The organism is Roseiflexus sp. (assembly GCF_057785375.1).
The window spans coordinates 46,124-57,117 of the sequence record NZ_JBYNRX010000085.1; the positions used below are offsets into that span (position 1 = coordinate 46,124).

Sequence of the window (10,994 nt, forward strand, 5' to 3'; positions counted from 1 at the left end):
ATTCCGGCTCAACGCTGTGGATGCCGTCCAACAATCACGACCGATCGCGCAAAGGTCATACGCAACTTGTACAGTTGCTCAACATAGAGCGGTGATAGCGGGGTCGATCCTGGCGCGCGATATGGCGCCAGACGAACAATCTGCCCGACAATGGCGCCTGCTACTCCTTCGATGTGATTATGCACATAGCCCAGGTGCGCCACCTCCAGGTCCTGGTCACGAAAGAGTTGGTGCAGACGGCGTGCCGTGGTGACAAAATTATGGCTGTAGTCGCAATCCCAGAACTCCACACCCTCCCACAACACGTCCGGCGAGGTCACGACCACAATTCCGCCAGGGCGCACAACGCGGCGCATCTCAGCAATCAGCGTCTGCGCCTGCGGCAGACCGACCGCATGTTCGAGCACATGATTGGCGATGACTGCATCGCAGATGGCGCTGCTCAGCGGAATTGGAGGCACGAATGAGCATACTGAACCGCCAGACTCCAGATGTTCCAGCAACCCGATGTTCGCATCGACGCCAACATAGCGTATGCCCCGCGCACGGCACACATCAGCCAGCGCCCCGCGTCCCGGTCCAATCTCGACGACTCGATTGAGCGGCGCTGCATGGCGAAGCGCCAGGTGCAGCGTATACTCCGCCGCCTGACGACCCCAGCGTCGCCCAAGCGCAGTCACCTGTTTTTCGCGCCAGAAATCATAGTATGGCATAGCATTTCCGAATGATCAGCAACTTCCTGATAGATTTTATCGATGCTTTCAAGCACCGTATCAATTGCGAAATGCGTCCGTACATACTGGCGACCTGCCTCACCCAACGCCTGCGCCAGTTTCACATCGCTCAACAGTGTATTGAGTGCGGCAGCCAGGTCCTGCGCATCGCCTGGACGCGCCAGCAAGCCGGTCATTCCATCCAGCACGACATCCCGCAATCCGCCTGTGCGGGATGCCACGACCGGCAGCCCAAGCGCTGCCGCTTCTGCCGCAGCCAGCCCAAACGCCTCGCGGCGCGACGGTTGGACGTAGACGTCGCACGCCCACAGTAATGGGCGAATGTCATCGAGATATCCAACAAAATGGGCGCGCTGGTCTATTCCCAACGTTCTGGCGCGCGACCGCATGGCATCAGCGAGCGGTCCGGTCCCAGCAATGGCTGCATGCGCATACGGCAGGTGCGCAAGCGCGTCCAGCAGCAGATCGACCCCTTTTTCACGCGCCATCCGTCCTGCGAATCCGATCAGGGGAACACCCGCCGGCGCGCCAATCTGCCGCCGTGCTGCATCTGGTGCAAGCCGTCCATGTTCCAGATGTTCGATATCTACCCCATTCGGCACAAGAACGATCTGTGATTCGGGCAAACGGCGCACCTCGCGCGCATAGGCCATGGCGCTCCGTGAGATGACAACATAACGCAACATGCGCGGCGGCAGGCGCGGTTCTGCTAGCCGTTTCAGCGCCAGCAGCGGCGCGGGTGTGGTAAATATCTCCGCATCAGCCTCGTGATCATGCACGATCACTGCCGGAATATGAGCCGCACCTGCAACCACACGCCCCAATAAACAGGAGAGGGTCAGATGCAAATGAACAATGTCGGGCTTTGCGGTGTGCAAGAATGCGTATAGAACTGACACCTGGCGCGGATCGCTGCGCTTGAGGCGCAGGTATGTTACAGACGTTCCTTTTGCCTCAAGCGTCTGGCTCAGCGGTGTTGATCCCCGCAGACAGACGACATGAACCGAATGCCCTCTTCGTTGCTGTCGCGGCGCGAGATCAGCGAGTAATCGCTGGGCGCCTCCTGCCCCCAGATGATCGATTACATGCACGATGCGCATGGCGCTCCCGCCCGTCGATACACGTCCAGATACCGTCGTACCACATCGTCCCAGGCAAAATGGGCGATCCGCGCCCGCGCCCGCGCGCTCAGGTCGGCGCGCAGGTCGTCATCGTTCATCAGTCGCCGGATTGCGTCGCGTAACGCAGGCACGTCTTGCGGCGGAACCAGCATGCCCGCATCTCCCACGACCTCCGGCATACCGCTCACATTCGTGGTAATCACGGCGCACCCACCCGCCAGCGCTTCGAGCAGCACCACCGGGAAGTTGTCGTTCGTCGAAGGAAAGACGAAAATGGCGCTGGTGGCGTACAATTCCTCAAGCGGTTCACCCTTGATGAAGCCGCGCCAGTCGACCGGCACGCCAAGGCGCTGCGCCTGTTGTCGTAATGCTTCGAGCATCGGTCCATCGCCTGCCACCGTCACTTGCCATCCATTGAGCGGCAGCCCTGCCAGCGCTTCCAGCAGGTAGTGCGCACCTTTGCGCGGAAACAACCGGCTGGCAAACAGGATGCGCCGTTTGCGCGCTTCGACAGGTTCAGCGCTCCGCTCGCCGCAGCGCAGTGGAGGCAGGGCGAAGCCATAGGGGATCACCTCGACCGGCAGATCGCAGACGCGCTGCATGAGGGCGCGCAGATAGTGCGATGGGGAAACGATCGCATCGGCGCTGCGCGCAACCACGCGCCAGGCTGGGGCAATCCATCGGTGCCCGCGCGTGAAACGATCCGGGTTGTATCCTGGAATATCCGACCCGTGTGCGGTGATCACCAGCGGCAGCCCGCTGATGCGGCGCACGGCAGCTGCAAGGATGCCGGTCGGCACGATGAAATGCGCATGCAGCACATCGTAGCGCCAGCGCCGGATAAGCGCCAGCGCCGGCGGCAGCGCCGCGAGCACGTAACTCAGCATTTCGGGGGTTTCGGCGCGCACCGGCGAGTGACGCAGCGCTGGCACGCGGATCACGCGCACCCCGCCGGATAACTCGACCCGCGGCAGGCGCTGATATCCCATCGTGACGACATCGACCTCATGCCCGGCGGCAGCGAGATGCTCGCACAACGCGCGCGTTACCGGACTGGCGCCGCCGCCGAGGGGCGGATACTCGTAATTGAGCGTCAGGATGCGCATGATGCGTCGTTCTCCGCCCGGCGGCTGAAGCCGCAGGCTACGGGTGCAAAGCCCGCCTGCGCGGGCTCAACCGGGCGATGCCGGATTATCTGCTCAAACACCATCAGCTCGCAGCGTTCCGGCACGACCGGATGTTATCTTCATCAGCCACCAGACCGGACCATCTCCTGGATGCGAGTTTGCCCTGTTGCAGCAGCCAGTCCCATCGCCAGCGGCAGGTAAAGCGCAACAGCACGCGCAAACGCCATGTCTGTACTGATGACGGGCAACGCCAGAACACTCCAACTCAGCAGCGCAACCGGCGCTGCGATGCGCGGCGGCAACAGCACGATCGGCAGCAGCAGCACAACGTGGTTGTAAAAACTGCGCGTTGGCAGAATCAGCATCACCACAGTGACAACGCCGGCAAGCAGGAGCGACGCATTGCGCTGCCGCCAGGCGACGACTGTGCAGATCATCGTGATAGCGCCCGCCAACGCTCCCACAAACGATACTGCATCGATCCGGTTCTGATCTTCCGCATCATAGGCGCGCAGTTGCTCCAGCCATGCCGCGGGCCAGCCTGGCGCCAGCGCCTGCGTTCCCACCCAGACGATCAGCAACCCAAGCGCCAGACCTGCCCACCAGCGACGAGGAACGCCGGCGCACAGCGCATATGCTGCGATTCCCGCCAGAAGTGCAATGCCCACATTCGGCTTGAGGAGCGTCAGGGTTGCGACCGCACCGGAGAGCAACCAGCGCTCCCTGCGCAGCCAGGAGAGGCTGAGCACGGTCCACAAAAGCAGAATCGGTCCCCATTGTCCTTCCTCCAGTGACGCCCACAGCGGGAAATATGCCAGCATCACGGCGATAATCCAGGGATCAGGACGTTCTTGCAGTGCAAATGGCAGAACGCCGGCAATCGCCAGACTCATCAGCGCCCACACGGTTGACGCCCACGCCAGCGGCAGCACTGCAAGCGGCAGACAGAAGAGCACCGCCGGAAAGGGGTAGGCAAAGCCCGATCCGGTTCCCAGCAGTTGATCGCCAACCGGTCCGTAAGGATCGATGCCTGTCAGCCACAAACGCGCCGCCATCCACCAGACCTGGAGGTCGGGTTCGATATACACGGTGGCATACGCCTGGTGAGTCACGATGATGAGACCGGCGCCAACGGCGATCAGCGCCCACAATTGCCAGCGGACAAGAACAAGGCGAATCGGCAGGACGCTACGCATCGCTGTTGACTTCCTCGCGCACGACGTAGATCGGTTTGGCTTGCGCCTCGTAATAGGTGCGCACCACCAGTTCGCCGATCAACCCCAGGCTGATGAACTGCACCCCCAGCACAATCAACAATACTGCCAGCAGCAGCAGCGGACGGTCGGCGATGGCGGCGCCATACGCCAGTTTGATCCAGGTCAGATACGCGCCGATCAGCATACCCAGACCACCCGCCAGCAGACCGAGCAGGCCAAAAATCTGCATCGGTCGAGTGCCGTAACTGAGCAGAAATCGCACGGTCACCAGATCGAGCAGAACGCGCAGAGTGCGGCTGATGCCATACTTCGATCGGCCAAACCGGCGCGGCGCGTGACGCACCGGCAGTTCTGTGACCGTCACGCCCTGCCAGCTGGCGATGGCTGGAATGAAGCGGTGCAGTTCGCCGTACAGCCGAATGCCGCGCACGACTTCCAGGCGATAGGCTTTCAGTGAGCACCCGTAGTCGTGGAGGCGGACGCCGGTCGCCCATGAGATCAGGCGATTGGCGATGATCGATGGCAGTCGCCGGTTGAGGAACGGGTCCTGGCGCTGCGCGCGCCAGCCGCTCACAACATCGTACCCTTCTTCGATCTTCGCCAGCAGCGCGCCGATATCCGCCGGGTCGTTCTGCAGATCGGCGTCGATCGTCACCACCACCTCGCCGCGCGCCCGGTCGAATCCGGCAGAGAACGCCGCCGTCTGCCCGAAATTGCGGCGGAAGCGCACCACCCGCAGCCGCCGGTCAGCGCGCGCCAGGTCGCGCAACAGCGCAAAACTGCGGTCGCGGCTGCCATCATCGACAGCGATGATTTCATACGGCAGACTGAGGTGTTCCAGCTCGGTCGTCAAGCGACGGTAGAGGTGCGGAATGTTTTCCTCCTCATTGTAGACTGGCACGACAACCGAGAGATAGGGCGTAGATGCGCCGTCCTGTAGTTGCGCTTCTTCTGTGTAGGGTTTGCAGGTTACCGTCGTGCTCATGTGTGTCGCCCTTTAGAGGACAGGAATTAGGAATTAGGAGTTAGGAATGAGAAATCAGGAATGAGAAGGGTCTTTCCATTGCAATCCTCAACCTTCAACCTTATCCACCTTCCCACCTTCAACTTCGCACCTTCCCACGTCCCCGACCCCAAGACCCTTGAGGTTGAGTCGAGTTCTCGCAGCGTGCCGGAAACCTACCGCCGCCAGTGACAAGCAACAACAGGCCGGAGTTAAGCGGCGGAGACCTCAAGGATCAGGTACATTCCACCTTCCCACTTTCAACCTTCGCACCTGCAACCGTTATGGTACAAACGCATTCCGCACATACATCGACGCAATCAGCGTCCACAGGAATGCATTGCATATCAGCGTCAGCCACAGCACAACCGGCGATTTTCCCCAGCGCGCCAGTTGAATGAACAGCGGAAAGATAATCGTAAACCGCCGAATGATCCCCATATAGGGCCACAAAGGATAGACGATGGACAGGTTCATTATCGCCAGCGCCAGGCTATAGATCGCATAACTGCGCCGGGTGCGCACAGCGGCTGCCAGCGTCAGCGCCAGCATGATCAGCATGATCAGCATATTGAGGAGCAGATAGAAATAGGGCTGCTCCCGCATCTGATCGAGCGCATAGCCGAAATTGATCCAGGGCCAGCTAAAGGTTTCGCCCCATACATCAGCATACGATGGCGTGACCAGCAGCGCGCTGACGAGCGTGCCGGGGTCGCGCCAGGAAAACGCGACATCGCCGAGCGTTGCGCGATACCCAATCCATCCCAGCAGCGCCAGCGGCGTGAGCGACAAACCTGCCAGCGGTCCCATCAGGGCGCGAATGCCTGTCGTGCGCACCGTCGCACTATGCTGCCGCCACAGTTCCCAGAGGAGCGGCAACAGCACCACCACCCCCGGTTGCTTGGTGAGCGCCGCTGCGCCGCCAGCCGCTCCCGCGAGCCACCAGCGCCCCTTCCGCCCGGCGTACAACGCAGCAACAATACTCAGCAGCAGCAGCGACTCGGTGTAGGGCAGCAAAAACGAAAAACCCAGCGGACTGCCGATCAGGAACAGCGTTGTGCGTTGCGCTGTGGCATCGTCATCATCGAGCGTCACCAGGCGATAGAGCATCGCCAGCAGCGCCACACAGCAGACCTGCGCGATCAACCACGCTGCGAGCAGATACGCTCCCCCCAGGAACCGCCCCAACACGCCGATGAGCAACGGATAGAGCGGATGAAACGCCGTGTCGCCAGGACGATGACCATAACCGGACTGTGCGATGCCAACGTACCAGATGACATCATAGCGCAAAAGCGGAAGGAGTACAACCCGCTCCAACCAGGTCCCCACCGGCGCCGATGGGAACCAGACGGCGACAGACGCCTCTTCCACCCATTTCGGATAAACGGACGAGACCCAGGCATTCCAGAAGGTAAAGAGTGCGCTGTACCCGACGTACAGCCGCAGCGCCCAACGCCACGCCGTCGCAGACGTGCGAGCAGCGGATCGATCAATGCTGGCGTTAGTCGTGATCGCCATCGGGGGCATCTCCGCCATCGCGGTTACGAATATCGCACAGAGGCGCGGAGGCGCGATTGTTTCCTCCAGAAATCGCTCCGCTGTTCTTTTGAGTCAATATCTCGACACGGGGACGCACTGACCCGCCCATGCTCAGTATAGCCATTTTGCACGTTGGTGAGAGTCGCAGAATGGAGTCGATCTGCGCACAAAACCGTTAAGTGACAGCCATCACTGGGGCGCGGGCGAAGACGACCGTCGTCGGCGAGTGCGAACGCCCTGTGGTTGCGCTCGATGCCGGGGCTGAAAGGAATGATGAGCGCATCGATCACAGGAATTGCACGAAGACCTGCTTAAGTCCTTCCAGATCACCGAGATTTTCTTGTAGAACACGGAAAACAATAGTTCGGTCGATCTTCAGATAATCACGCACGAGGATATTGCGAAACCCAATCATCCTGATCCAGGTCTCCTCCTGAGATGCGTCGATTAAACCCGCTTCGTGCAATCGATGAGGAATGTCGCTGTACCAATCGACAGTTCCTAAACCCGACTCTGCAACAACGTGATTTCCTAAATCATTGAGCGACTCAATCACCAGTTGCAGAAAACGCTCGGCGCTCCCGTATCGTTCGGGGTTGTCGACGAATTCATCATAAGAATATCGCTGTAACCGACGGAGAATATCCAGATACTCATCCAGTTTCTCCAGCCTCTTGCGGATCACGTCGGGTTTGACCATGCAGCATCCTCTGTTTATACGCCTGGCGCTGGACATCCAGGTATGGTCGAAAATCCAGAAACTGGCGCACTATTCTGGAAAAATACGCTCCCCCATCAAAATCTTCCGTCTGATAGATGATCCGGTTGTGACGAACAACCTCATGCTTCAATACAATGTTGTTTGTATCGAGCACGACCAGATACCCGGCAGAACCCGGCGCGAGCCAGGTCGGTCAGGATGTCGAGCCGGGGCAGTTCACCGGCGCCCGGTCGCGGGACAATCGCCAGATCGAGGTCGCTCTCGGCGTGCATCCTGCCGGTGACCGCCGAACCAAACAGGTAGACCGCCTGGATGTCCGGGTATTTCATGAAGATGTCGGGTAACCGTTCCAGTTCAGGAAACATTAGTTCATTCTTGATTATACGACGGTACGAGCCTATCTGGACAATTATTGGGTAGGCGAAGGTATTGGGTAGGCGAAGGCATTGCCTTCGCCTACCCGACGGTCGCTGAGCGCCGGCCACGCGCGCGGCGCCGCGCAAAGAAGAAAAGAAGGCATTGCCTTCGCCTACCCGACGGTCGCTGAGCGGGTCGCAGCGCCGCACTGCACCCGGCGATTGTTCAGATAGCCCATGGACACGTGGCATTCTTACAGAGCGAACAACCAGATGTTGCACAATACTTGCTCGTGTTGACCGTCCTGCAGCTGACGTTGGCTTCGACAGGCTCAGCCAACATCAGCCGCTCCACGTCCTTGATGGTCCAGGTTTTGGTTGATCGCTCTACTGGAGGGGCGAGAACTATTCTCGCAAGCGCATTTCCGTATGCAACCGGCGTCCCGCTGATAGGCGCCCGCAGGTGCAGATGGTTTGAAAGCATCCTTACCTTGAGTCGCCTGTTCGAGGCGTTAGAGCGTCCATCCTCCCCCGTCTCCCCGTGTGGGAGACGGGGGACGGGGGGATGAGGGGGAAGAAGAGCGAGGCATCGCCTCACCCCGACACACCTTCGCAACTCTAACCTGCAACCTTCAACGGTTCCACACCCGCAGCCACATCTCGAGGCTGATCCAACGCCATACCTGGCGTGTGTCGCCACCGTGCGCGCACCACTCGTCCACGGCATGACGCACGGTCGGCAGATCAAGATACGCGCCACAAAGGGCGCCGTCAGCGAACAGATCGGTCCGCGCAGCCAGCAGGTCGCGCTGCCAGGCGACTTCTGGCGTCTCGAAACCGACCTTGTCGCTGCGCCAGGCGATGGCATCCGGCAGCAATCCCTCCATCGCCTGCCGGTGGACCCATTTCGTCCATCCGTGGCGGATGCGCAGATGTGGCGCCTGCTGGAAGACAAACTCGACCAGCCGGTGATCAAGGAATGGAACGCGTGACTCAATGCTGAACGCCATCGAATTGCGGTCCTCGTAGCGCAGCAGATGGGGCAGACTACTTTCCAGGACGGCGTCGCGCAAATGGCGGTCGAGCGAGGACTGTTTACACCACGATGGGATGTCCGCCAGCGCAGCACGGCGACATTCAGCCGCAAAATCGGAACGCAACACGAGAGCCGGCGAGCGCAGCATCTGTCGCCCGACATACGCCAGTTCGATGGCAGGCGCGGGCAGAGCGAAGATCAGCGCATTGCGCAGCAATGAAAGCGCGGGCTGCCCGCTGCGTGCATTGATCAGCAACGCCTCCCGGGCAAAGGTCGCTCCGCGCGCGTGGCGCAACAGATCGCCCAGATAGCGAGCATATGGCCGGTAGCCTGCCAGCACCTCATCGGCGCCCTGCCCGTCGAGCAGCACCGTCACCCCGCGTTCGCGCGCCAGTCCCATCACGCACCACTGCGCAAAGATGCTGGTCGATTGGAATGGCTCATCTTGATGCCATGCCAGTCGCTCAAGGTCAACATTCAGGCGCTCGACGGTCGGGATCACAAAGTGCCCATCGGCGGCAGTGGCGCTCAGGACCCGTTCGATATGCCGTCGTTCGTTGTAGCGCCCGTCGCTGTCGTACACCGCACTGAACGTCTTCTGGCGCTCGCCGATCTGCGCCGCCGAGAGACCGTCCTGCCGCATGAGACAATTCACAGCGCACACAATCGATGACGAATCGACGCCACCGCTCAAACACGTGCCAACCGCCACATCCGAGCGCAGTTCGAGCCGCACCGCATCGATGAACAGATCGCGGTACATTGCCAGAATATCGTTGGTTGCCTGTGCATGGTGGTGATTGTCCGGCAGCGCAACGTCATAGTATCGACGCGGCGCAACGGGCGAAGCCGCGTCGATGCGCAGGCAGTGTCCCGGCGGCAGCGCGCGCACGCCGGCGAAGAAGGTTGCGCCATGCTGCGGGCTGGGCAGGCGCCCGTCGGTGAGAAACTGATAGACTGCCAGCGGTTCTGGTTTGAACGGCAGCGCGTGGGGTCCGACCAGCGCTTTGATTTCCGAAGCAAAGGTGAACGTCCGGCCGGTTGCGGCGTAATAGAGTGGTTTGACGCCGAAGCGGTCGCGCGCCAGGAACAGCGTGCGTTGCTCGCGGTCCCAAATCGCAAACGCCCACATACCATTCAGACGGTTCAGGCACGCCTCTCCCCACTGCGCATACGCCGCCAGAATAACTTCGGTATCGCCGCCGCTGCGGAAGCAATGCCCGAGGCGCTGCAACTCCGCGCGCAGTTCGATAAAGTTGTAGATCTCGCCATTGAACACAATCCAAAAGCGCCCATCGGCACTCGCCATCGGTTGATGCCCGGCGGGCGACAGGTCGAGGATCGCCAGGCGGCGAAATCCGAACGCCAGGCTGTCCTGTTTACCGCCTGCGTGATCAAGCGGCGGCAAGCCCAACCGCCGGTCGGTCTCTGCGCCAGCATAAGGCGTACACGCGCCCAGCGCAGGGTTAGCCAGCAGATACCCCTCATCGTCCGGTCCACGATGGCGCAGGCGGCTCGTCGCCGTGCGCAGCGCCGTCAGATCGACCGGTTGACCATCACGATGCCAGATGCCGTAGATGCCGCACATGTCTTTTCCTGGAAGAACCAAGAACTGAGAACCAAGAACCAAGAACCAGGAACTGAAACAGGTCAGGGAGTAGGGAGCGGGGAGTGTGCACCTTTCACCTTCGCATCTTCGCATCTTCGCATGTGCAACGCGCAACGTGCAACGTGTAACGACCGCCTGCAACCCTCCTGCCTTTTCACCCGCCACCTTCCCACATTCCCCGGCGAAGACCTTGGAGGTCAGATGACGCAATCCCAGGGAGAGAAGCCCTTCCCGCCAGCGACAATCACTGGCGCAGCCAGGTCCACGGCGCAGACCTCAAAGGTCGGACATGTTTCTCACCTCTCGCCTCTCACCTCTCACCTCTCGCCTCTCACCTCTCACCTCTCACCTCTCGCCTCTTGCCTCTCACCTCTCGCCTCTCACCTCTCACCTCTCACCTCTCGCCTCTTGCCTCTCACCTCTCGCCTCTTGCCTCTCACCTCTCGCCTCTTGCCTCTCACCTCTCGCCTCTCACCTCTCACCTCTCACCTCTCGCCTCTCACCTCTCAACTCTCACCTCTCACCTCT

The 10,994-nt window shown here is 60.7% G+C and carries 9 protein-coding genes; all 9 read right to left on the minus strand.

All coding sequences use genetic code 11. From position 1 onward, the window contains the following. Positions 1 to 8: 8 nt before the first annotated feature. Complete coding sequence (locus tag AC3EA7_RS16035) at positions 9 to 713, minus strand: class I SAM-dependent methyltransferase (protein WP_488615079.1); 705 nt, start codon at positions 711 to 713, stop codon at positions 9 to 11. Beyond that, on the minus strand, positions 677 to 1,834 hold the full coding sequence (locus tag AC3EA7_RS16040) for a glycosyltransferase family 4 protein (RefSeq protein ID WP_488615080.1): 1,158 nt from the start codon (positions 1,832 to 1,834) through the stop codon (positions 677 to 679). Before AC3EA7_RS16040 ends, AC3EA7_RS16035 begins: the two co-directional genes overlap by 37 nt. Beyond that, entirely contained in the window at positions 1,816 to 2,961 is a 1,146-nt protein-coding gene (locus tag AC3EA7_RS16045) for a glycosyltransferase family 4 protein (RefSeq protein WP_488615081.1), read from the minus strand. The genes AC3EA7_RS16040 and AC3EA7_RS16045 overlap by 19 nt, the downstream gene beginning before the upstream one ends. A gap of 143 nt (positions 2,962 to 3,104) precedes the next feature. Then, entirely contained in the window at positions 3,105 to 4,178 is a 1,074-nt protein-coding gene (locus tag AC3EA7_RS16050) for a glycosyltransferase family 87 protein (RefSeq protein ID WP_488615082.1), read from the minus strand. Next, complete coding sequence (locus AC3EA7_RS16055; protein ID WP_488615083.1) at positions 4,171 to 5,184, minus strand: glycosyltransferase family 2 protein; 1,014 nt, start codon at positions 5,182 to 5,184, stop codon at positions 4,171 to 4,173. The genes AC3EA7_RS16050 and AC3EA7_RS16055 overlap by 8 nt, the downstream gene beginning before the upstream one ends. A gap of 300 nt (positions 5,185 to 5,484) precedes the next feature. Next, on the minus strand, positions 5,485 to 6,723 hold the full coding sequence (locus AC3EA7_RS16060; protein WP_488615084.1) for a hypothetical protein: 1,239 nt from the start codon (positions 6,721 to 6,723) through the stop codon (positions 5,485 to 5,487). 307 nt (positions 6,724 to 7,030) lie between these two features. Beyond that, the gene (gene hepT / locus AC3EA7_RS16065) at positions 7,031 to 7,444 is read right to left on the minus strand and encodes a type VII toxin-antitoxin system HepT family RNase toxin (protein ID WP_488615085.1); all 414 of its coding nucleotides are present in this window, start codon (positions 7,442 to 7,444) and stop codon (positions 7,031 to 7,033) included. Positions 7,445 to 7,584: 140 nt separating this feature from the next. Further along, complete coding sequence (locus tag AC3EA7_RS16070) at positions 7,585 to 7,830, minus strand: nucleotidyltransferase domain-containing protein (RefSeq protein ID WP_488615086.1); 246 nt, start codon at positions 7,828 to 7,830, stop codon at positions 7,585 to 7,587. A gap of 623 nt (positions 7,831 to 8,453) precedes the next feature. After that, on the minus strand, positions 8,454 to 10,445 hold the full coding sequence (asnB, locus tag AC3EA7_RS16075) for an asparagine synthase (glutamine-hydrolyzing) (protein ID WP_488615087.1): 1,992 nt from the start codon (positions 10,443 to 10,445) through the stop codon (positions 8,454 to 8,456). Between the last annotated feature and the right edge of the window lie 549 nt (positions 10,446 to 10,994).

Excerpts from the sequence above, each read along its gene's own strand:
- AC3EA7_RS16035 (WP_488615079.1), bottom strand. The coding sequence starts at position 713 with ATGCCATACTATGATTTCTGGCGCGAAAAACAGGTGACTGCGCTTGGG.
- AC3EA7_RS16040 (WP_488615080.1), bottom strand. The coding sequence starts at position 1,834 with ATGCGCATCGTGCATGTAATCGATCATCTGGGGGCAGGAGGCGCCCAG.
- AC3EA7_RS16045 (WP_488615081.1), bottom strand. The coding sequence starts at position 2,961 with ATGCGCATCCTGACGCTCAATTACGAGTATCCGCCCCTCGGCGGCGGC.
- AC3EA7_RS16050 (WP_488615082.1), bottom strand. The coding sequence starts at position 4,178 with ATGCGTAGCGTCCTGCCGATTCGCCTTGTTCTTGTCCGCTGGCAATTG.
- AC3EA7_RS16055 (WP_488615083.1), bottom strand. The coding sequence starts at position 5,184 with ATGAGCACGACGGTAACCTGCAAACCCTACACAGAAGAAGCGCAACTA.
- AC3EA7_RS16060 (WP_488615084.1), bottom strand. The coding sequence starts at position 6,723 with ATGGCGATCACGACTAACGCCAGCATTGATCGATCCGCTGCTCGCACG.
- hepT (WP_488615085.1), bottom strand. The coding sequence starts at position 7,444 with ATGGTCAAACCCGACGTGATCCGCAAGAGGCTGGAGAAACTGGATGAG.
- AC3EA7_RS16070 (WP_488615086.1), bottom strand. The coding sequence starts at position 7,830 with ATGTTTCCTGAACTGGAACGGTTACCCGACATCTTCATGAAATACCCG.
- asnB (WP_488615087.1), bottom strand. The coding sequence starts at position 10,445 with ATGTGCGGCATCTACGGCATCTGGCATCGTGATGGTCAACCGGTCGAT.